A 21,726-nucleotide genomic window follows, 5' to 3' on the forward strand; every position below is an offset into this window, starting at 1 on the left:
ATGCACGCCGGGATCGCCCCATCGTAAGCCGCCCAGAAAACTTCATCGAACGCTAGATCAAATTCGGGGGTGGAATTTTGGAGAGGCAGAACAGACCGACGTTGTTGGCGGCCAGGCGCCCGGCGCGCGAAGGCGCATGGCGCATCCTGGCCAGCCTGGAACATGGCGCCCTCACGCTGGAGCAGCAGCGCGTGCCGCCGTGGAAGCTCAATGGCTGGACCACGGGCTTGTGCGTGCTGTTGTTGACGACGACGGCGCTGGCGTGGACCGTCCATCGGTCCGCATCGACGTCCCCGTCGCCAGACGGGATCGCGCCGCGCGCCGCGGCGCCCGCAACGGTCGGGCCACGACTGGCCCATGTGGTGATGGCGCCCACCACGTCCAACGAGGCGGCCGCCATCATCGACGACAGGGCCGCGCCGGTCCAGGTGGAAATCGTGCGGCGGGCCGATCAGCCGCGCACGACGGTCGCGCAGACCGCAGCCACAACGAAGGCCGCCGTCGCGTCCGGCCCCATCCCGCGCAAAGCCGCGCCCGGGACCACGCGCGAGGTCGTGGCGACGGCCCGTCCATCCGGGCCGCGCAACGCCAAAATGAACACCGGCATCCCCGCCGCGCCGCTGGCGGACACGGACGTGACCTTGCTGACGGCGCTGGTGGCCCACGCCAGCCAACCGGCCACCGTCATCGCCCAGCCCAACCGTGACGTGGTCGAGCGCGGCGACAGCGACACCACGGCCGAACTGCTGCGCCGCTGCAAGCAACTGGGCCTGATCGAAGGCATGCTGTGCCGCTCGCGCATCTGCTCGGGCCGCTGGGAAAACGAAGCGGTGTGCCGCACGCCCAGTCGTTGAGCCCGCCCGCCCCGCCCCAAACGAAAGAGGCCCGCGATCGCTCGCGGGCCTCGTCGGTAACGCTGCTGCGCCGGCTTACATGCCCAGCGATTTCAGCAATTCATCATTGTCCTCGTCCGCAGAGGACGCGGGAGCCGATTCGGCCGCTTGATTCTGGTTCTCCTGCTCGAACGCCAGCAACGCATCCGGATCGGGCGTCTCGTTCGCGTCGAACTCGTACAGGCGGACAAATTCCGTGCGGTCGATCGCCAGTTCCAGGTAGAACACGTTGCTCTTTTCCGTGTAGAACGAGACGCGGCGCATTTCCGGCCGGTCCAGCGGCGTGTCGACGCTCAGCATGACCTGCTTGTTCAGCACCAGCATCTTCGGCTGGTTCTGGGTGATATTGGTCTGCAATTCACGCCGCACCTTGCCGGTGAAGTCGCCCACGATCTGGTTCATCAGTTCGCCCAGGATATTGGCCACCTCGTCCGACGTGTGCGAGCTGGCCAGTTCCGACTTGGGCATGCCCATGTGCAGCATGTAGCGCGAATAGATCTCCATCGCCGTCTCGGCCGCGAAGTTCAGCACGACCAGCCCCGTGAAGCCGCCATCGAACAGCACGAAGCAGCCGATGTCCGGTTTCAGGCCAACTTTGGTGATCCGTTGCACCATGGCCGAATAATGCACCTTGGTCTGCGTGGCGATGCCCAGCACACGCGTGACCGAGTTGCACAGACTGGTCAGCAAATCTTCCGTACCGTAAACGATTTTAGTTTCTTCCATGGCCTAAGCCCCTTCCATTATTGTTTGAGCATTATGCGCTATCCGCCAGCGCCAGGCGAAACAATGTCACCTCGCTCAGCAGGCGCACGCGGCGCATGGCCAGCACGGCCCACCCAGATACCAAGAGAATACTGAAATGCAACTTTTTCGTCCACCGGATTTGACGCTTCCGTGGGAATTATCGGCAAATAAGCTGTTTGCGCGCAGCAAATGAAGGGATTTAACAACCGGAAGCCCGACGCTGGTGGCGGGAGGGACTTGCTGTCGCGCTATTGCCCGACGCAAATGATCTTGGTCGCGTATTCGTTTGCGCCGCTTTTCTTCTTGGTGGCCCAGGCGATGGCTTCGTTCGCCTCCGCAATGGTCATCACGGTCGCCTTTTCCTTGTTCTTGATAAAGGAAACGCCCTCGAACACGCCTTCCTTGCTGCGCATGACCTTGGCGAAGACGGGCGGCTTGTTGCTGTCGCTGATTTTGTTCTGCTGAACCAGATACCGCTGATCGTTGTTTTCCATGTGCGCCCCTGAATGCAAAAAGCCCAACCGCGAAAGGCTGGGCTCGATGCTTGAAAATTCTGGCTCCCCGACCTGGACTCGAACCAGGGACCTGCGGATTAACAGTCCGTCGCTCTACCGACTGAGCTATCAGGGAAAAGAGGCCGAATTATATACAGCCAATGCCGGGCTGTCCAGAAGGCGGTGGAAAATTTTCACCGCCCGCCGTCAGCCCGTCGTCCCGGGCTTAGAAATTGCCCTTGAACTGCACGCCGAACTGGCGTGGCTCGTTGACCATGCCGGTCAGGTTGTTGAAGTCGATGGCGCCGATGATGCGCTGGGTGTTGGTGATGTTGCGGCCGAACGCTGCCACTTCATACTTGCCGCCATCCCAGTTGTAACCGACGCGCAGGCCGCCTTCCAGCATGGCCTTGCCCGTGAATTCGGTCGCTTCATACAGGAAGAAGTTGATCTTGCTGCGATACGACCAGTCCGTCAGCACGAACAGGTTGCCGTTCTCCAGCGCCCAGTTGTACTTGGCCGTGGCGTTGAAGGTCCACTTCGGCGCCTGCGGCAGCGGGTTGCCGTCGATGACGACGCGGCCAGCGGCGTTGATCGGGTTCAGCACCGTGCTCCACGGGTTCTTGGTCACCGACAGGCTAGGATCGCGGATTTCCGTGAAGTTGTAGCTGCCGCCGGCCGTGACCTTGAAGTCGCTGGTGACGAAGGCTTCGAATTCGGCTTCCACGCCACGGCCCTTGGTCTTGGCCGCGTTGACCAGCTTGGTGACGTTGGAGTTGCCGCCCACCACGGTCAGCTGCTGGTTCTTCACGTCGTAGTCGTACACGCTGACGCTGGCGCGCGCGCGGCGGTTGAACAGGTCGGCCTTGATGCCGGCCTCGTACGAGACGATGGTCTCGGCGTCGGCCACGGTGATGGGCACCGAGCTGTTGGCGGCGGCGATGCTGGGCGCGCGGAAGCCGGTGGCCACGCGTGCGTAGGCGTTCACGTCCTTGTTGATCTTGTAGGTGCCGCTCAGGTCCCAGTTGACCTTGCTCTTGCTCTCGCTCACCCCGTTCGGGCCGATCTGCACCACGTTGACCGCGTCGACCGTGTTGAAGTCCTTCTTGTCGTCCGTATAGCGCAGGCCGCCACGCAGCATGAGGGCGTCGCTGACGGCGTAGTTGACGGAACCGAAGGCCGCCCACGCCGTGTTCTTCTGGTGGCTGGCCAGGTGCGAGGTCTGGGCGCCGGTGGTGCTGTTGTAGTTGTTGGTGTAGCCGTTGGCGTCTTCCGAGAAGTAGTACAGGCCGGTCTGCCAGTTCAGCGGGCCGGCGTTCTTCGATTCGACGCGGAATTCCTGGCTGTATTGCTTGAGGTCGGTCAGGCCGCCACCCGTTTCAACCTGGAACGGTACCTGGCCGGGCGCGCCGCCGTCGATGTCGCCACGGCTGTAGTAGTTGTCCACGCCTTCGTAGCCGGTGATCGAGAACAGCTTGACCGCGCCCAGGTCCCACGTCAGGCGCGCGTTGGCGCCGTTGGTGCTCAGGCTCTGCATGTTCTGGCCGTTGGTGTTGATCTTGGTGAAGTCGTAACCGTCGGCGAAGTCGTTCGTGCCCTTCTTGATCAGGTTGGCGCGGAACAGGCGCGCGCTGCCGTCCGTGGTGCGCGAGTGCACGTTGAACAGGGCGTTGAACGCGGTGTCGGGCTGGTACAGGAACTGCACGCGTTCGGCGTGCTCGTTGTAGCCTTCCATCACGTCGTTCTGGCCGGTGAAGGTGTTGTCCACGAAGTTGTCGCGGTGCTGGCGCAGGGTCGACACGCGCATCGCCCATTCCTTAGCCAGCGGAATGTTGGCGGCCGCCTCCACGTTGGCCGTGTTGTGGGTGGCCAGCGACAGGTTGTAATAGCCCTCGATGCCCTTGGTGTTGGGCTTTTCGGATTCGAACTTGACCACGCCGGCCGGGGTGTTGCGGCCGAACAGCGTGCCCTGCGGGCCGCGCAGCACTTCCACGTTGGCCACGTCGAAGATCGGGAAACCTTTCAGGATGCCGTTTTCCTGCACCACGTCGTCATACACGAGCGACACCGGTTGCGAGGCGAAGGTGCTGAAGTCGGTGTTGCCATAGCCGCGGATGTAGAAGCGCGGGAAGGTGCGGCCGTTCGACGATTCCACGTTCAGGCTCGGCACCTTGCCGGCCAGCAGGCGGATGTCCTGGCCGCCGGAGACCAGCACGTCCAGCTTCTCGTCCTTCAGGGTCGACACGGACACCGGCACATCCTTGATGTTTTCGGTGCGGCGCTGGGCCGTCACGGTAATCGTTTCCAGCTGGGGCACGTCGGCGGCGGCCGGTGCGGTCTGCGCCACGGCGGCGCCCATGGGCATGACGGCGCTCAGCGCCAGCAGGCGCTTATGCATCTTGGACAATTTGATCATTCAATTTCCCGATTTAAGTAGATTTAGGCAAAGAGTGGCTAACAGTTGTCTCCTGTTCTCTCTTCTGTCGACACCGTCGGAACGGCGCTAGCGGGCTGTGCCGCTTTCGGTGAGCCTGGAACAGCCCGCCACTTCGCCTCGTGAGCGGTGACAGGTCTGGCCCGCATCTCAATGATGTCTAGAATGCACCGACTTGCAAAAAGGCAGTATTGTCTGGCATTGATACCGTGTATTGCAAGCGCAATATACCGAGGGGCGCCTCGATTGGTAGAAATTGCCGTCCGGGGCGGTCCGGACAAAACATTCGGCGGGTCGGACGCGGATCGGGCGCACGCCGCGGCGATGCCCGGCGGGACAGGCTAAGCAATTGATTAATATGGACTTATTTGCAAGTATCGAGCGGCAAGCCGTACTTGCGCAGGATGCGCGCGCAGCTGCCGTCATGGCGCATGGCGTTCATGGCGGCCTGCCACTGGGCGATGTCGGCGGCGGAAAAATCGAGCGAGCCGGCCAGCCAGATTTCACCGGAACGGAAAGGCGCGCTGTAGTCAAAATCCGACACGGAGGCGCCGGCCAGGTTGGCCGCGCTGCGGTGGATCACTTCGCCGCCGTAGGTGGCGTCGGCCAAGCCGGTCTGCACCATGCGCATGCATTCGCGCACGGTCGCGCATTCGAACACGGCCGTGAAGTGTTCCGCCGTCAGCACCTCCTTGTGGGGCGAGCCGCGCAGGACGGCGATGCGGCGCGCCTTCAATCCTTCGATGTTGGGCAAGTCCAGCGTGCCATGGCGCGACACGAACACGAAATCCTGACGGTATAGCCGCGTCAGCCACGTGTATCGCGGCTCGCGCTCGGGAGTGCGGGTGAGCGGCAGCACCACCACGCGCGACATGCCTTCGGTCATCTTCAACGCGCGTTGCCATGGATAGAATTCGACCGGCGTGGCCAGCCCCAGCCGCTGCGCCAGTTCCTGCGTGATCTCCACCAGCGAACCGGGGCCGCGTTCGCCGCCTTCCATGGCGAACGGCGGCAACTCGCCCACCACTAGCCGCACCGGCGCCTGGCTGGCGGCGCCGCCCGCCAATGGCAGGCACATCAGAAGAACACCCAGCGTCTGGCGCCAGGCCGTGCTCCACCAGCTGTTCAACATTCCCCGCCCTCCCCTGCACACATCGGTCATCTGCGCCGCCTGCCGGGCCGCGGCACGCAAGGCGCGTGGCGGCAGGACGACTGCGAACATCGGCATGGACAGGGCCGCAACGCGGTGCCGCCGCGCGGGACATGGACGCAGGCCGCTTTGCAAATATACAGTAATAACTATCCGCCAAGCCATGCATATGACAGCGACGCAACATTTTGCGGCGGCGCGGACGGCGGCGCGCTACCAGGCCGGCGGCCGTCCCGCATCGCCGCGCCGGTAGTCGCATACGCCCTGCGGGAAGATGCGGGCCAGCCACGCCCGCTGACCGGCCGAGAATGCCACGCCGGGCGGATAGCTGCCGTCCGCCAGGGCCGTGGCCACGGGCTTGAGGAAGCACTTGAAGGTGTCGCCCCGGATCGTGTCGCCGGCCACCATGCGCGGACTGGAAAAAAGTGGGAACGCTTGCGTGCAGGCGCCGGGCGGGCGCTGGTCGAGCACACCATCCCACACGGCCGGACCGGCCGCGATGGTGGCGCCCTGCTCGTCCATGCAGCGGTCGGTGAACAGCGGCGGCGGCCGATGTTGGGCCAGGTAATGGTCGAGCACGCCCAAGGCCTCCAGCGCCACGGGCACCAGGTCAGCCTCCGGCCGCACGAACCAGATCACTTGCTGCGCGGCCTCGGCCGGATTGTTCGCGCGCAGGCGCGCGCGCGTGGCGAACGACTGGCGCGCGTTATGCATGTCCAGCGTCGCCTCCAGATACGGCCGCAGGTCGATCATGGGAATGCCCAGCCGTTGTCCGGTGAACACCTGGCCGGCAATGTAGGCGCGCCGCATGGCGTCCACGTTGCCCGCGCGGCGCGGCGCGGGGACGCCATCCGGCGCGCCGCAATGGTCGCCGCGCAGCATGTTGGCACTGTCGAAGGGATCGGCCGCGCCTTTCCAGGCCACGAAATCGGGCTGCTCCTTCCATCCGCCCACGCAGGCGTTGAGGCGCAGGAATTCATCCACGTCGAGCTTGCCGGCCGCCAGCGCGGCCAGGCCGTACTGCACGCCCACGTTGTCGATGGGGATGGGCGCGTAACCGCGCGCATCGACGCCGTAGATGTCGGCCAGATCGTTCCAGTGGGTCCACTTCACCTTGTCGAGCGCGCCGTCGGGATAACCGTAGGCATGCGCGCCCAGGTCGAATCGATGGTCGCGGTACAGCGGATTGAGCACGGTGGGCATCGCCAGCCGCCAGCCATTGATGCACTCGGTCGTGCCGGGCTGGCCGGACAGGGCATTGCGCACCGTGTCGCTGGCGTGCATGCCCTCCACCAGCGCCTGGCTGCTCCAGCGCGTCCACGGCGAAGCCGGATCATGCGCCACGGCATCCTTGAAATACTGGCCCAGCAGCGGGCAATCGGCGATCGGTATGGTCTGGGTGATCATGTCCGGAAACGACTGGATGGGCACGCCCGCATCGAACAGACCGGGCAGGTTCTGCGCGAACAGGTATTGCTGCACGGCACCGCCCGAACCGCCCATGGCGATCGTGTACAGCGGCTGGCCGTGGCCGGCGATGAAATGCTGCTTGACCTTGAGCGCCGTGTCGCCGGCCAGCCGCATGTTGTAATGGACGCCAGTCTCGTTGCCGGATGAACTGAGCACGGCGTAGCCCTGCTCCAGTACGGATGGCAGCAACTGCCGCTCGGAGCGGCTCAGCGCGCCGTTGATCCACATGGGCAAGCCCTGCTGGTGGCCTATGCCCACCCCGCCGCGCAGCCAGTAGAACAGCTTGTGGTTCCAGGCCGCCGGCGCCGGCTCGGGTCCCGGCGCCAGCATGGCGATGGTGTAGAAAAAGCGGTTGATGGTGCCCACCTCCACCCGCACCACGAACGGCACACTGGCCCCGCCGTACCGGGCGCGGCGCATGTCGGCCGGCGGGTGCGCGTAATCGGTGGCCGGCGCGAATGGTTTGAACGCGCTGCCGGTGTAGTAGAAATAGACGATGCGCGGCGTGATGGCGCACTGCCGGCTGTAGCCGAACGGCTGGTGGCTGGCGCTGTCGAGCACCGGATGGGCCGAGGCATCGAAGCTGTCGACGATGGGCTGGCCCAGGCCCGCTTCCTGGGCCCGGCAGATGAAGGGGAATTGCTGCGCCGGCGCGTCATCGGGCGCCGCCTGGCATGAGGCCGCCAGGAACAAGGACGCGATCCACCAATTCCAGGGTTGCATGGCACACTCCGTGGCGCACTGCGATCATGGGCATGCGCGGCGCCAGGAACAATGGCAGTCGCAGACGCCGGGCTTGCCACCAGTATAGCGCGAAGTGTTGCCTGACCTGCAATATCGGTCGTGGCGCCGGCGTGCGTAGCACGGCTGCAACACGCGCGGGTCGGTGTCATGCCGTGCGCGTTGATTCCAAAAGAGTATTTCTATCTGCCGTGAGACCACGGGCTGTCGTTTCTGTTCGCGCCGGCCCGCCAAGCGCACGAGGTGCCGCATCACCGAGACTATAATGAAGATAGGAAACTGGACTGGGGGGCGCCGATGAGGTTCACCGCCGTTGTATTTGCCGCAATGGCCACCGCAAGTGCCGCTGCCCAACCAGTGCCGGCCGATGCCGGCCCCACCGCCGTCAAGATCGGACTGCAAAGCGCGATCGCCCCCTTCGTGCTGCCGGATCATGCGAGCGGCCTGTTCGTGGACGTGCTGCGCGCCGCCTACGCATCGCAACAGGTCACCGCCGAATTCATCTATTTGCCCAACGCCGGCTTCGAAGACCTGTTTCGCCAGGGTGTATTCGACGTCAACACGGCCACCACGGAACAGCGGGCGCAGAATGGCTACCTGAGCCGGTGGCCGGTTTCATACTTTCACAACGAGGCGATCACCTTGCGTGGCAAGATCCCCGTGTTGTCCAGCGTGGAAGAGTTGAAAAAATACCGCGTGACCGCATTCCGCAACGCGCGTGACGTGCTCGGACCCGCGTATGCGGCCGCAGTGGCCGACCATCCGCAATATCGGGAAGCGGTGACCATGCCATCAGGCGCGCTGTTCCTCGGCCGCACAGACGTGATCATCTCGCAACCCGACGTCTTCCGGTACTACCTCAAGCAGCAACTGCCGCACAAAGCCCATGCCGAAGCGGAACTGGCATTTCACGACGTACTGGGTCACGGCAGGTTTTACTGGCTGCGGTTCCGCACCGAGGCGCAGCGCACCGCGTTCGAGCAAGGCATCGCGCAACTGTATGCCACGGGGGAGATCGACCGTATCTTGGGACGCTACCAGCGCGATTACGGCATCTCGCGCGACTTCTTCATCACACTCGACTGCCAGTTCCGGCCGGCGCAGGCGCCGCAGCAGTGCAGGAAACTCAGCGAATGGTGGAGCGAAACGCCCTGAATCGCGCCCGTGGAGCCACACCCGCGCACAAGCTGGGCGCGCGTGTCCGCCGTCCGCTTGAGCCGGCAAATCAGATGTGCTTCGCGTAGAGTTCTGCCTTCAGGTCGCCGAACAATGCGAAGGGGACCTGTCCTTGCTGCGCAAAGCCAAGCTTACGCAGCACGCCAACCGAAGACACGTTCTCCGGATGCACCAGCCCGATGAGCCGGCGCAGCCTCAAAACGGAGCGCGCGTACCCGATCGAGATCAAGCCAGCTTCCGTGGCGAAGCCCTGCCCCCAGTATTCAGGAAGGAAGCGATACCCAAGCTCCGACTCGTCTAATTCCTCGATAAACTTAACGCCGCTGAATCCGATGACTTTCCCGGTCGTCTTCAGCACGCATGCCAGTCGGCCATAACCATGGACGTCATAATCGCGGAGCGGCGCCGCCTCAAGTGCAGCCGCCGCAGCGGAAATGGATTCAAACGGTTGATTTCCCACGTAACGCACGATTTCCGGATTGGTGCCCAGCTCGTAGAATGCCGCGACGTCGTTATGGGTAAAGCGCCGGAGTAACAGGCGCTCGGTTTCCAGTGCTTGGTTCATGATGTCATGCTCTCCCGGCAAATCTGAAGTTCAAAAATAATTGGCGCGCCTTGGCACATCCGACGGCGTGTTTGATGGGATTTAGAATAACCAACCATAGGGGAAACCGTAGCGCCAGACGTTGAGTAATTCGCCAGAGCTTCGCATCCCAAGCACTTTCATAATGCGTTGCAAGTAGACCAGGAATTGATCGCGCTCCTCAGATTCCGAAACCGGAAACGATGCCATTGCGTTTTTGAACTGGGCGAGAACCATGGAGCGCCTCGGGTTAGCCGGCAATTCCCCGAGCAATGCATCCAACAGTCCGTCAACCGAACGCTGCGCAGATAATCGCACAGCCTCATTGGGTGCGCCAACGTAGAATTCCGATTGATCCGCCAGGAACTTCCGTTCTCCGCGAATTCGCGTGAGCGCCGCCATCGCCTGCGGCGTCACCGCAAGCGCCTCGTCGCCCACGAAAGTCGGCCACAAGTAGAACGAGAGTCCGGAAATACCACAGGCGATCACCAGGGCAGCCGCACCGACGAAGGCGACAATAATCTTCAGAATCTTAGACATCGCTCGTTTCGCATCAACGTTAAAGTGGCCGGCGCACGGACTTAGGCAATCGCCGTTCACGCCGCCGCATGGCGCACACAACCACACCCATGATGACGCCCATCATCGCATTGAAAGCATAGTTGTACTCCCTGCCGGCAAAGATCGAATAAATCAGGCCGCCAAGACAGCTACAGATAAATGCGAGAAGAAAGTCGGGCATCCAGCGCTTAAACAATTTCATGGCGAGGTCAACTTAAAATGAACTTCAATTCAACATTTTTAAATTGTTAACATGCCAGATTGCGTCCGTTTGGGCAAGAGCGAAAGCGCCAGCGTCATAGAAAAAGGCCTTGCTCGCAAACGCAAGGCCTCTTGAATCCAATGAAGTGGGCATCCCTGCCTGACATACAAAAACGGCCGCACCCTGCGACATGGCCCTTCAAATTCGGCATGCCACAGTCTGTCCATCGCCGACAAAACGCCACCTATGACAAAATACCGTTTTAACCACATAAAAACTTGCAAGAGTACCTATGCAACTACAAAACTTCAGCGATAAATTTTCAGACAATCTGGCCCAACTGCCCGTCATGGATACGGTGGCGGCAATCGAGTTGGTCGACCAGTCAGGCGCGCCAATAGCAAAGATCGAAAATAAGCCAGGCCAGGCGGGCTCGCTCCGCGTTTATGGCTGGCTGGCAGAAAAGTTCGGCGCCATTACCCCCGAAGCGGCGGAACTGGGCCTGAAGATGTATGCAGAACACACGCAGGATGCCCGCGCCAACCCAGGGAAACATCCCAACATTGACCGTCTGTTCAGCATCAAAACCCCAGATCAAACCCTGCAGGTGAAAGGCCTGTAATTTCTGCCTGGCAGCTGGCGTCTATACCCGGCTGCCGGCTACCGAACCTGATCGGGTAACGGTTGCCCGTCTGGTTGTATCTGCATTGCAGCCAACCGAAGTCACAAAGCCGGCCCATAAACGCAAAAACCCAACCGGGTTAGGGCTGGGTTCTTGGCATACTGCTGAATTCTGGCTCCCCGACCTGGACTCGAACCAGGGACCTGCGGATTAACAGTCCGTCGCTCTACCGACTGAGCTATCAGGGAATTGAGGGTCGAAACTTTAACGCTGAACGACCGTATTGTCAAACTAAAACTCCAGCAGCGCTGCCCACTGCTGAAAAGCGAAAGCCCAACCGGCGAGGACTGGGCTTTCACTTGGAAATTCTGGCTCCCCGACCTGGACTCGAACCAGGGACCTGCGGATTAACAGTCCGTCGCTCTACCGACTGAGCTATCAGGGAATTGAGGCCCGGATTATATCTGGGTCAATCCGAATTGACCAGAGGCTGCGCGCATTTTTCGTCGCGCAGCCGGCAAACCGGACCGGGCGCTCGCTTACTTGAGCTTTCTTGCGCTTACTTGCGCTTACGACGGGCGACCACACCCAGCAACGCCAGACCTGCGATCAGCATGCCGTATGTTTCAGGCTCAGGTACCGCAGCCATGACCGAGATGTTGTCCAGCGCGGCGCCGAAGTACGAATTGCGGCTGTCGCCGGCGAAACGCAAGGTGCTGGTGGTCGCATCCGCCACGAAGCTGAAACCTTGCGTCGTCCAGCCCATGGCGGCGCGCGAATTGCCGGTCGTATCGAAGGTGAACGCATGGCCACCCGTCACGCCGGCCGTGAGGTACTTCACCGCACCGCCGCCCTCGGGGTTGCCGGCCAGGTCGAAACTGACATTGTAGGTCTGGCCGACGACGGTGGCGAACGATTGCGAGATCACGCCGGTCGAGCTGCCGTTCAGGTCCAGGCTGTAATGGCCGGCGGCTGGCTGCCAGTAGGTGTTGACCAGATCGACGCTGCCACTGTCAACCGTCCATCCTCCGAGGTTGCCGCCGGCAAAGTAGGTCCGGAAAAGACCCGAGAAATTGCTGCTCTCGAAACCACCATTGACGATGTCTGCTGCGTGGGCCATCGGCGCCACAACGGCAAACGCTGCAACGGCGAGGGCTGCCTTTAATTTTTGCATATTGATATTCCTCAAGAAATTTAATAATTGCAATTTTACATCATTAGCACGGATTCAATACATGTCAATTTAGCACCCGTCGTGCTTTCCCGACAACCGAACACGCGCGCAGCGGAAGTGTCCCGGACACAGCCGGGCACCGCCCTCCCCAGCCAGGCAACAATTGAATAGATTTCACGCATGATCAAACGGATAACATCGCAGCGCACTTACTTGCATCACAGCAGTGATCAACCGCGATCGCGCGGGTTTTACATCCAACAGGGAAAACACACGATGAGATTTACGAAAAAGATGACACCGCTCGCCGTCGCCGCCATGCTGGCGGCGTCTTTATCGGCTTGCGGTGGCGGCGGCTCGGCCGGCACGACCACCGACGCCACGACCATCACCACCAGCTTCCCGGTCCAGCAAGCGCTGGCCTACGCGTTTACGCATGGCATGCAAGCCAATCTGTCCATCACAGGCACCGCCGCCAATGGCGCGAGCAGCGCTCAAATCAGCGGCACGCTGAGCTACGCGCTGGGGATCGCGTCCAACACGACCTTCGAGGGGGCGGCGGCGATGCAATCGACCGAGAGCCTGAGCGCCACTATCTCGGCCAACGGCATCTCCCAACCGATCGCGGTCACCGGTGCCTTGATTGTCAATGCACAATACGCGCCGATCGGGGAACGTTCGTCGGACGACTACTGCGTGGCCACCGGCACACCCACCTACCCCGCAATGGCCACCGCTGGCCAGACTGGCGCTATCGCCACGTTTAATTGCTACGCCGATAGCAGCAAGCAAACCTTGATCAACGTGCAGAAGCTGACCTATGTCACGACCCCGGGTAGCGATGCCAATAGCCTGAATTTCCAGATGGTGACCACCGACTATGGTCTGACCACCACGCCGCAAAGCAGCTACAGCACGACGTACACGATCTCGGCGGCGGGCGTGCCCAAGCTCACCCGCGCGCAAATCACCCAGATCTACAACGGCGTCACCGTCACGCTGGACGCGAAATAAAGCGACAGCGCGCCGCGTCCGTCAGACGCGGCTACCTTGGCGCCGGCAGTAGCTTCGCCAGGGCTGCAACATAGGCGCTGCGCGCGGTCTGGGTGATGGCCAGATCGCGCTGCAGGTCCGCCAGCCGGAGGTCGGCCAGGCGCACCATGTTCAACTGCTGGCGCGCCTCCTCCGATAACTCGCTCAGAATGTATTCTCTGCCGTCGATCTGGACTTTTTCAACATGGTTCATGACGTTACCTGGCTCCTGATAGGTGCTATGTTGCGGGTGTCGGCGCGCGGCCTGACCCAGCCTGCGGTTAATCTCACGAGTTATCCTGATGGCTTCCTCGATCCGCTGCGCCGATGCGTGTCCGCGCTGGCGACGCAGCGCACGGCATGTGCGCAACGCCATGGCACGTCCCTGATCGGGCGCCGATGCCAGCGGCCACGCGGATCCCGCCAGCGCCGCCCTGACGCGCTGAAACACGTCGTCAGGCATGGGCGCATCCGTCAATACGGCCTCGCTGGGCGCGAAGCCGCCAGCTTGCGCCAGCGACACCATGTATTGCGTGCCTTCGCACACCATGATCTGGCTGTCCGGCATCACGTGGACGAGCGGGCAGTATGGCGCCAGTTCCGGCAACACGTGATTGGGATAAATGCGGTGTTGCCAGTAGCGCGCCGCGATCCGCGCGAAGTGGCGGAAATCGGCGATGGGGATGAAGCGGGCCTCGGCGAACGGCAGGATTTCCACCTTGGGCTTGGTGGGCGTCACGGTGTCGTTGGAGACATCCAGATACAGGGTTCCCAACTGAAACGCGTTCTGGAAGAACTCTCCCCGCAAATCGCCCCACACCTGGCGGAATACGCCACCCGCCTTGCGAAAGGCGGCGAACGCCGCATACCCGGCGGCGGCGGCGCCGGTCGTCCATTCCCCGGCACGCAGGTCCTGCAATCGCTGCTGCACGGCCAGCGAGATTTCCAGGCACTGCCCAAGCGGATAGGCCTTGCCCAGCTTGACGGGCTGCTGGCGCGCCAGCGACGCATCCACCTGCGTCCGCACGGCGAAAAAGAAGGCTTCCAGTTCCGGCAACGCGGGCGACAGATAGCGAGCCGTCAACGCGGCCTGCCGCTCCTCGTCGTGGACGCGCGCTTCATTCGGCAACGGCAAATGGCGAACTGCTGACAGGCGGGAATCAGTATCCAAGGCGCACTCAGGAAAAGGATGAACGTTGTGATAACAATAACCACAACCGCGATAGTATCCGTTCCGTCCGCGCAAAGCAAAAAGCCCAACCGATGAAGGCTGGGCTTTTTGTTTGCTGTATTCTGGCTCCCCGACCTGGACTCGAACCAGGGACCTGCGGATTAACAGTCCGTCGCTCTACCGACTGAGCTATCAGGGAATAGAGGCAACATTTTATACTGTTTCGTTCACGCCATCAAGCTTTATGATAGTGCAACTTCTTACCGTACTTCATGCTGCCTTCCGGACCAATCTGTTGATCAATCCGGAGAAACAAGATATTAAAGGACTTTGGCGATCGCGTCAATGACGATGTCGATGTTGCGCGAGTTCAGGGCCGCCACGCAGATGCGGCCCGTGTCCACGGCGTAGATCGACTGTTCGCGCAGCTTGCCCACTTGCTCCTTGGTCAGGCCCGAGTACGAGAACATGCCGACCTGGTCGCGCACGAAGCCGAAGTCGTGGCCCGGGGCCTTCTCTTTCAGCTTGGTGACGAACGCTTCGCGCATTTCCTTGATGCGCACGCGCATGCCGGCCAGTTCCTCTTCCCACAGCTGGCGCAGGGCCGGCGTGGTCAGCACGGTGGCCACCACCTTGCCGCCGTGCACAGGCGGGTTCGAGTAGTTGGTGCGCACCACGCGCTTCAGTTGCGACAGCAGACGGGCCGCCTCTTCGGCGCTCGCGGCCACGACGCTCAGCGCGCCGACGCGCTCGCCGTACAGCGAGAACGACTTCGAGAACGAGTTCGAGATCAGCAGCGGGCCGCCGGCGGCAGCGAAGCGGCGCACCACGGCGCCGTCTTCGGCGATACCGGAGCCGAAGCCCTGGTAAGCCATGTCCAGGAACGGCACCAGGCCGCCGGCCGTCACGGCCGCGATCACCTCATCCCACTGGGCCGAGGTCAGGTCGGCGCCGGTTGGGTTGTGGCAGCAGGCGTGCAGCAGCACGATCGAGCCGCGCGGCATGGCCTTGATGTCGGCCAGCATGCCGGCGAAGTTCACGCCGTGGGTGGCGGCGTCGTAGTAGCTGTAGTTGTTGACGACGAAGCCGGCGCTTTCGAACAGCGCGCGGTGGTTTTCCCAGCTCGGGTCGCTGATGTAGACCTGGGCGCCCGGCGCGAAGCGCTGCAGGAAGTCGGCGCCGATCTTCAGCGCGCCGGTGCCGCCGATGGCTTGCACGGTGACGGCGCGCTTCTCTTGAATCACGGCGCTGTCGGCGCCAAATACCAGTTGCTGCACGGCCTGGTCGTAGGCAGCCAGACCTTCGATCGGCAGGTAGGTGCGCGGAGCGGGCTGCTCGATCAGCATGGCTTCCGCCTTCTGCACGCACGACAGCAGCGGCACTTTGCCATTGTCGTCATAATAGACGCCGACACCGAGGTTGATCTTCGCGGGATTCTGGTCCGCGTTGAACGCTTCGGTGATGCCCAGGATAGGGTCGCGTGGGGCCATGTCGATGGCGCTGAAGAGGCTGGCAGAAGGAGTCGTCATGATAAGATTGGTGTCGTTTGGAAGCGGTTCGCGGCAGTGTCAGCCGGCGGCTCCGAATTTAATAAAGTGCTTCAGGCCGCTGGCAGGCCATTATTCTATCAAAGGTCTGAAAAGATGGCTGAAACAGCAGACGTAAAAACCCCTTCCGCAGCAACAATCGTCACTTTTCCGGACTCGCCGTTCAAGCTGCACCAGCCCTTCCCGCCCGCCGGCGACCAGCCCACGGCCATCGACCAGCTGTGCGAAGGCATCAACGACGGCCTGTTCTTCCAGACCCTGCTCGGCGTGACGGGCTCGGGCAAGACCTACACCATGGCCAACGTGATCGCCCGCCTGGGCCGGCCCGCCATCGTGTTCGCGCCCAACAAGACGCTGGCGGCCCAGCTGTATTCGGAGTTCCGCGAATTCTTCCCCGAGAACGCGGTCGAGTACTTCGTCAGCTACTACGATTACTACCAGCCCGAGGCCTACGTGCCCCAGCGCGACCTGTTCATCGAGAAGGACTCGTCGATCAACGAGCACATCGAGCAGATGCGCCTGTCGTGCACCAAGTCGCTGATGGAACGGCGCGACGTGGTGATCGTGGCCACCGTGTCGGCCATCTACGGTATCGGTAATCCCAACGAATACCACCAGATGATCCTCACGCTGCGCGCGCGCGACCGCGTGGCGCAGCGCGACATCATCGCGCGCCTGATCCAGATGCAGTACACGCGCAACGAGGTCGACTTCGGCCGCGGCACCTTCCGCGTGCGCGGCGACACCATCGACATCTTCCCGGCCGAGCACGCCGAGCTGGCCGTGCGGCTGGAACTGTTCGACGACGAGCTTGAATCGATCCAGCTGTTCGACCCGCTCACGGGGCGCGTCAAGCAGAAGATCCCGCGCTTCACCGTCTACCCCGGCTCGCACTACGTGACCCCGCGCGCCACCGTGCTGCGCGCCATCGAGACCATCAAGGACGAGCTGCGCGAACGGCTCGAGTTCTTCCGCAAGGAGAACAAGCTGATCGAGGAACAGCGGCTGGAACAGCGCACCCGCTTCGACCTGGAAATGATGACCGAGATCGGCTTCACCAAGGGCATCGAAAACTATTCGCGCCACCTGAGCGGCGCGCTGCCGGGCGAACCGCCGCCCACGCTGGTCGACTACCTGCCGCAGGACGCGCTGATGTTCCTCGACGAGTCGCACGTGCTGGTGGGCCAGCTCAGCGCCATGTACAACGGCGACCGTTCGCGCAAGACCAACCTGGTCGATTACGGCTTCCGGCTGCCGTCCGCGCTCGACAACCGGCCGCTCAAGTTCGAGGAATTCCAGCAGAAGATGCGCCAGACCGTGTTCGTGTCCGCCACCCCGGCCGAGTTCGAGAACAGCCACGCGGACCAGGTGGTGGAACAGGTGGTGCGCCCCACCGGCCTGGTCGACCCGCAGGTGATCGTGCGCCCGGCGCTGAGCCAGGTGGACGACCTGATGTCGGAAATCACGCTGCGCGTGGCGCGCAACGAGCGCGTGCTGGTGACCACGCTGACCAAGCGCATGTCCGAACAGTTGACGGAATACCTGGGCGACCATGGCATCAAGGTGCGCTACCTGCACAGCGACATCGAAACGGTGGAGCGGGTGGAACTGCTGCGCGACCTGCGCATCGGCACCTTCGACGTGCTGGTCGGCATCAACCTGCTGCGCGAAGGGCTGGACTTGCCGGAAGTGTCGCTGGTGGCCATTCTGGACGCCGACAAGGAAGGCTTCCTGCGTTCGGAGCGCTCGCTGATCCAGACCATCGGCCGGGCCGCCCGCAACCTGCATGGTGTGGCCATCCTGTACGCCGACCGCATCACGGACTCCATGAGCCGCGCCATCGGCGAGACGGAGCGCCGCCGCGTCAAGCAGCTCGCATTCAACGAAGCGAATGGCATCGTGCCGCGCGGCGTGAGCAAGTCGATCCGCGACATGATCGACGGCGTCTACAGCCCCGACGCGGCGCGCGAGGAACTGCAGGTGGCGCAGGAGACGGCCAAGTACGAGGCCATGAGCGAGAAGCAGATCAGCAAGGAAATCAAGAAGCTGGAGAAGCAGATGCTCGACCACGCCAAGAACCTGGAGTTCGAAAAGGCGGCCCAGGTGCGCGACCAGCTGCACGTGCTCAAGCAGCAGCTGTTCGGCGCCCCGGGCGAAGACCACCTCGACCCCATGGCAGGCTAAAACAAAACCGGGGTCAGGTCATGAATTCACGCAAGTTGCGTGAATTCATGACCTGACCCCGGTTTTTTTACAGGGTTTTGACGAACTCGCGCACGCCGCCCAGCAGCATTTCGATCGACATGGCCGTCAGGATCAGGCCCATCAACCGTTCGAAGGCCGTCATCACTTGCGAACCGAGCGCCTTTTGCAGGCGCTCGGCGCCCAGGAACACGGCCAGCCACACCACGCCCACGGCGCCCAGCGCCGCCACGTGCACCAGCACTTCCCCCGTGCTCTCGCGCGAGAACAGCAGCACCGTGGCCAGCGCCGACGGACCGGCCAGCGCGGGGATGGCCAGCGGCACGATGAACGGTTCGCCGCCTTCGGTCTTGCCCAGCACACCATCGGGATGGGGGAAGATCATGCGGATGGCGATCAGCAGCAGGATCACGCTGCCGCCAATCCGCAGCGACACTTCCGACAGCTGCAGCGCGGACAGGAAGTGGCGGCCGAAGAACATGAAGATCAGCAGCACGGCGAACGCGATCGCGCATTCGCGCACCACGATGCGGGGCCGGCGCGCCGGCGCCACCGGGTTGAGCGCGGCGGCGAACAGGGGGACATTGCCGAACGGGTCGGTCACAAGCAACAGCAGGATAAAGGTCTGGAAAAAATTCTGGGTCATGGGGGCTTTCATACGGGCGCCGGTTGGCGGCTCTATGCTGCCACGAGTCAACTTTCTGCGCAATCGCCGCCGCTCAATAGCGGTAGTCGAGGCGCAGGTTCAGGCTGAAATGCTCGTCCGGGATGCCGCCCACGGAGGACGGTGGCGACGGCAGCCGGTTGTCGCGGTTGAACAGGTTGCGCAGCTGGAGGTAGGCCGTCAGGCGCGGCGTATAGCGGCGCTCCACGCCCACGTCGGTGCGCAGGTAGCGCGGCAGGGTCTGCGTGGGTAGGCCGTCGCCGGCGGGGATGTCGTCGGTGCGCGATTGCCAGCGCTGGTTCAGCGTCAGCACGCAGGCCGGGTCGGACAGCGCATGGCTGATGCCGAGGTTGACCATGGTGGCGGGGAAGATGTTGTAGTCCATGCCGGTGATGGCGTTGCGGCTGCGCACGTACGAGGCGCTGGCGTCCAGCCCCCAGCCCCGCCACTGGCCTTGCATGCTGACGGTGGCGCCATAGGCGTCATTGCGGCCGACGTTGCGGTACTGGGTCAGCGTGGCCGGCGGCGCCAGCACGGCGGAAATGCCGTCGCGCCACAAGGTACGGAACACGGTGGCCTGGGCCAGGTAGCGCGCCGTCTGGCGCTGGGCCACCAGCTCGTAGCTGTCGATCACTTCCGGCTTGAGGTCGGGATTGCCGAGCACGCTGCCTGCGGCGCCGCCCATCTCCACCGCCGACGGCGCGCGGAACGCCTGGCCGTACAGGAATTTGAGCGCCGCGTCGGGCAGCGGGTGGTAGATCAGGCCCAGCCGCGGCGACGCATGGCGGCCGAAATCGGAATAGTCATCGAGCCGGCCGCCATACACCAGCCCCCAGCGTTCGCCCCAGTTGCTGTTCAGTTCCAGCGTCAGGTTGCGCACGCCGCGCCCCGCGCCCTCTGCCGGGTTGATGGTGGTGGGCAGCGGCTGCCCGGCCAGCGTGACCGCCTCGGCCAGCGCGCTGCGCACGCCGAGCCGCTCCTGCCCGGCCGACAGGGCCCAGGCCGTGTGCCAGGCGGGCAGGCCGTCGCGCCACGTGGCTTGCAGGCCGGCGCGGTACTGGCGCGTCCACAAGTCGCGGTGGATGGGCACGGCGCCGGTGCCGAGGTTGCTGGCCAGGTCGTTGTCCACCCACCAGTAGTAGCCCTTCAGTTCGACGGAGCCGCCGCGCTCAAGGTCGCGCCGCACGCCGGCCTGCGTCATGGCGAAGCGGGTGGCCAGCCAGCCCAGGTCGTTGCCGCCGGACAGGCGCGTGCCGAAGCCCTGGAACGCGTCGGCGTCGTAGTGGTGCAGGTACAGGCCGCCGAACCAGGACAGGCCGCCCTGCCCTTCGCCGGCCAGTTTGAACGACGCCGTCTGGGCGTCGAAGTTGTTCTCGCGCGCGCTTTGCAGCGGCCGGCCCGTGACCGGGTGGACGGCGTGGGCCACGCGGTCCTGGTCCGGCTGGCCGTTGGCGGCCAGCGCCACGTTCAGGCGCGCGCCGTCGCCCACGGCGGTGCTCTGGCGCAGGGCCGCCTCGTAGTAGCCATTGCTGGCACCCGCCGCGCTGAGCTCGCGCTGGTCGTGGTCGGCCTCGTAGCCGCGCAGGGCCAGCAGGCCGTGGAAGGCGTCGCTGCCGTACAGGGCCGAACCGGGGCCTTCGATCAACTGCATCTGGCTCAGCGCGCCGAGGTTGATGGCCGGCAGGTTGAACTGGGGACCCGAGCGGAACAGGTCATTGAGCGGCACGCCATCCCAGCTGGTGGCCACGCCGGTGTAGGACGTGCTGCGCGCATAACCGCGGATGGCCAGCACCTGGTTGCCGCTGGTGTGCGGCAGCACCTGCACGCCCGGCTGCGTCTCCAGCGCGTCGAGCAGGCGGCGCGCGCCGTGGCGCTGCCATTGCTGGGGCGTGATGGCGCTCACGGAGGCGGCCGTGTCGAGCAAGCCGGCCGCCAGCAACGAGGCGGCGCTGACATCCACATTGCCCAATTCCTCCAGCGACAGCTCGCGCAGGTCGCCGGGCGGCACGGCCGCGCCCGCGCAAGCCGCATGCAGCGCCAGCCCGGCGGCCAGCACCATGGCGGACGCCTTGCGGTCGGACGGGGCTGCGATGAGGCGGGGCTTGCGCATGAGGGTTCAAGAGCATGGTGTGGCACGGACAACCCGACAGTTGCCGAATTCATTGTATGCCAGCAAGTGATTATTATGGCAATATTTTAATGCTAGCAATCTGCAACTGTTGCATGGCGGCGTAATGGCGGACGTAAAAAAAGCGGCCCGCAGGCCGCTCTTGATCGGACGAAACACCGGCACCGCTTTACGCGGCCACCTCGCCCTTCTTGATCCACGCCGCCAGCTGGTGCGGACGCAGGCCGTCGTAGTCCTCGAACGGCTGGTGGATCCACGGGTTGTGCGGCAGTTCCTGCATCTGGTAGTCGGGCTTGAAGGCCGAGCTGCCCTTGGTCCAGATCACGGCCGTGCGCACTTCGGACACACCGTCGAAGTTGTTCTTCAGGTGCTCGATCACCTTCATCAGCGTCACGCCCGAATCGGCCAGGTCGTCGATCAGCAGGATCCTGCCCGACAGCGGGCCCTTGGTCATCGTCATGTACTTGGCGATGTCGAGGTCGCCCTGCACGGTGCCCTTGTCGGCGCGGTACGAGCTGGTCGACAGGATCGCCAGCGGCACGTCGAAGATGCGCGAGAACATGTCGCCGGGGCGCACGCCGCCGCGCGCCAGGCACAGCACCTGGTCGAATTTCCAGCCAGATTCATGGACCTTCAGCGCCAGGCGCTCGATCAGGCGATGGTACTCATCCCAGGACACCCAGAGATGCTTGTCGTTCGATTGTGGGGTGGTCAAGATGATAACTCCTCAGTGTG

Annotated in this window: 19 protein-coding genes and 4 tRNA genes; 5 read left to right on the plus strand and 18 right to left on the minus strand. The window is 63.3% G+C overall.

Annotation, left to right across the window (positions count from 1 at the left end; genetic code table 11):
• Positions 1–104: 104 nt before the first annotated feature.
• Positions 105–854 carry a hypothetical protein gene (locus AC1RQG_RS15990; RefSeq protein ID WP_493133007.1) on the plus strand — a complete coding sequence of 250 codons (750 nt, stop codon included), beginning with the start codon at positions 105–107 and terminating at the stop codon, positions 852–854.
• A gap of 75 nt (positions 855–929) precedes the next feature.
• On the opposite strand, the gene AC1RQG_RS15995 is transcribed toward AC1RQG_RS15990, so the two are convergent.
• The 6 genes from AC1RQG_RS15995 to AC1RQG_RS16020 all read right to left on the minus strand — a co-directional run bounded on the left by AC1RQG_RS15995 (position 930) and on the right by AC1RQG_RS16020 (position 7,911).
• Positions 930–1,619 carry a DUF3334 family protein gene (locus tag AC1RQG_RS15995; protein ID WP_493133008.1) on the minus strand — a complete coding sequence of 230 codons (690 nt, stop codon included), beginning with the start codon at positions 1,617–1,619 and terminating at the stop codon, positions 930–932.
• Positions 1,620–1,888: 269 nt separating this feature from the next.
• The gene (locus AC1RQG_RS16000; RefSeq protein ID WP_493133009.1) at positions 1,889–2,134 is read right to left on the minus strand and encodes a hypothetical protein; all 246 of its coding nucleotides are present in this window, start codon (positions 2,132–2,134) and stop codon (positions 1,889–1,891) included.
• 60 nt (positions 2,135–2,194) lie between these two features.
• Positions 2,195–2,270 (minus strand) — tRNA-Asn (locus AC1RQG_RS16005).
• Between the two features lie 90 nt (positions 2,271–2,360).
• Entirely contained in the window at positions 2,361–4,550 is a 2,190-nt protein-coding gene (locus tag AC1RQG_RS16010; RefSeq protein ID WP_493133010.1) for a TonB-dependent receptor, read from the minus strand.
• A gap of 382 nt (positions 4,551–4,932) precedes the next feature.
• A complete protein-coding gene (locus AC1RQG_RS16015; protein ID WP_493133011.1) occupies positions 4,933–5,700 on the minus strand; it encodes a substrate-binding periplasmic protein in 768 nt (255 codons plus the stop codon).
• 231 nt (positions 5,701–5,931) lie between these two features.
• Positions 5,932–7,911: a DUF6351 family protein gene (locus AC1RQG_RS16020; protein ID WP_493133012.1), complete on the minus strand. Its 1,980-nt coding sequence runs from the start codon at positions 7,909–7,911 to the stop codon at positions 5,932–5,934.
• A gap of 315 nt (positions 7,912–8,226) precedes the next feature.
• Here AC1RQG_RS16020 and AC1RQG_RS16025 point away from each other — a divergent pair, with 315 nt between their 5' ends.
• Complete coding sequence (locus AC1RQG_RS16025) at positions 8,227–9,084, plus strand: substrate-binding periplasmic protein (RefSeq protein WP_493133013.1); 858 nt, start codon at positions 8,227–8,229, stop codon at positions 9,082–9,084.
• 70 nt (positions 9,085–9,154) lie between these two features.
• Here the strand turns inward: AC1RQG_RS16025 and AC1RQG_RS16030 are convergent, their stop codons facing one another.
• The 3 genes from AC1RQG_RS16030 to AC1RQG_RS16040 form a co-directional block, all read right to left on the minus strand.
• Positions 9,155–9,670 carry a GNAT family N-acetyltransferase gene (locus AC1RQG_RS16030; RefSeq protein WP_493133014.1) on the minus strand — a complete coding sequence of 172 codons (516 nt, stop codon included), beginning with the start codon at positions 9,668–9,670 and terminating at the stop codon, positions 9,155–9,157.
• An 81-nt stretch (positions 9,671–9,751) separates the two neighbouring features.
• On the minus strand, positions 9,752–10,228 hold the full coding sequence (locus tag AC1RQG_RS16035) for a DUF4844 domain-containing protein (RefSeq protein WP_493133015.1): 477 nt from the start codon (positions 10,226–10,228) through the stop codon (positions 9,752–9,754).
• Between the two features lie 19 nt (positions 10,229–10,247).
• Positions 10,248–10,451 carry a hypothetical protein gene (locus AC1RQG_RS16040; protein ID WP_493133016.1) on the minus strand — a complete coding sequence of 68 codons (204 nt, stop codon included), beginning with the start codon at positions 10,449–10,451 and terminating at the stop codon, positions 10,248–10,250.
• Positions 10,452–10,743: 292 nt separating this feature from the next.
• Here AC1RQG_RS16040 and AC1RQG_RS16045 point away from each other — a divergent pair, with 292 nt between their 5' ends.
• On the plus strand, positions 10,744–11,073 hold the full coding sequence (locus tag AC1RQG_RS16045) for a DUF2322 family protein (RefSeq protein ID WP_493133017.1): 330 nt from the start codon (positions 10,744–10,746) through the stop codon (positions 11,071–11,073).
• Between the two features lie 172 nt (positions 11,074–11,245).
• On the opposite strand, the gene AC1RQG_RS16050 is transcribed toward AC1RQG_RS16045, so the two are convergent.
• The 3 genes from AC1RQG_RS16050 to AC1RQG_RS16060 form a co-directional block, all read right to left on the minus strand.
• Positions 11,246–11,321: transfer RNA gene (locus AC1RQG_RS16050), tRNA-Asn, on the minus strand.
• A 121-nt stretch (positions 11,322–11,442) separates the two neighbouring features.
• Positions 11,443–11,518 (minus strand) — tRNA-Asn (locus AC1RQG_RS16055).
• A 114-nt stretch (positions 11,519–11,632) separates the two neighbouring features.
• A complete protein-coding gene (locus tag AC1RQG_RS16060; protein ID WP_493133018.1) occupies positions 11,633–12,247 on the minus strand; it encodes a choice-of-anchor C family protein in 615 nt (204 codons plus the stop codon).
• A gap of 276 nt (positions 12,248–12,523) precedes the next feature.
• Between AC1RQG_RS16060 and AC1RQG_RS16065 the strand changes: the two genes are divergently transcribed.
• Positions 12,524–13,261: a hypothetical protein gene (locus tag AC1RQG_RS16065; RefSeq protein WP_493133019.1), complete on the plus strand. Its 738-nt coding sequence runs from the start codon at positions 12,524–12,526 to the stop codon at positions 13,259–13,261.
• 31 nt (positions 13,262–13,292) lie between these two features.
• On the opposite strand, the gene AC1RQG_RS16070 is transcribed toward AC1RQG_RS16065, so the two are convergent.
• The 3 genes from AC1RQG_RS16070 to AC1RQG_RS16080 form a co-directional block, all read right to left on the minus strand.
• Positions 13,293–14,450 carry a hypothetical protein gene (locus tag AC1RQG_RS16070; protein ID WP_493133020.1) on the minus strand — a complete coding sequence of 386 codons (1,158 nt, stop codon included), beginning with the start codon at positions 14,448–14,450 and terminating at the stop codon, positions 13,293–13,295.
• Positions 14,451–14,573: 123 nt separating this feature from the next.
• Positions 14,574–14,649 (minus strand) — tRNA-Asn (locus AC1RQG_RS16075).
• A gap of 121 nt (positions 14,650–14,770) precedes the next feature.
• Positions 14,771–15,979: an amino acid aminotransferase gene (locus tag AC1RQG_RS16080; protein WP_493133021.1), complete on the minus strand. Its 1,209-nt coding sequence runs from the start codon at positions 15,977–15,979 to the stop codon at positions 14,771–14,773.
• A 114-nt stretch (positions 15,980–16,093) separates the two neighbouring features.
• On the opposite strand from AC1RQG_RS16080, the gene uvrB reads away from it, so the two are divergent.
• Positions 16,094–18,181 (plus strand): excinuclease ABC subunit UvrB, encoded by a 2,088-nt coding sequence (uvrB, locus tag AC1RQG_RS16085; RefSeq protein WP_493133022.1) that lies wholly within the window; start codon positions 16,094–16,096, stop codon positions 18,179–18,181.
• Positions 18,182–18,248: 67 nt separating this feature from the next.
• Here uvrB and AC1RQG_RS16090 read toward each other — a convergent pair whose 3' ends face one another.
• From AC1RQG_RS16090 to AC1RQG_RS16100, 3 genes are all read right to left on the minus strand, one after another.
• Positions 18,249–18,845, minus strand: coding sequence for a MarC family protein (locus tag AC1RQG_RS16090; protein WP_493133023.1), 597 nt, complete (start codon positions 18,843–18,845; stop codon positions 18,249–18,251).
• Between the two features lie 73 nt (positions 18,846–18,918).
• Positions 18,919–20,973 carry a TonB-dependent receptor plug domain-containing protein gene (locus AC1RQG_RS16095; protein WP_493133024.1) on the minus strand — a complete coding sequence of 685 codons (2,055 nt, stop codon included), beginning with the start codon at positions 20,971–20,973 and terminating at the stop codon, positions 18,919–18,921.
• A 187-nt stretch (positions 20,974–21,160) separates the two neighbouring features.
• The gene (locus AC1RQG_RS16100; protein WP_493133025.1) at positions 21,161–21,706 is read right to left on the minus strand and encodes a phosphoribosyltransferase; all 546 of its coding nucleotides are present in this window, start codon (positions 21,704–21,706) and stop codon (positions 21,161–21,163) included.
• Positions 21,707–21,726 lie beyond the last annotated feature (20 nt).

Source organism: Rugamonas sp. GW822-FHT03B10 (assembly GCF_058801745.1).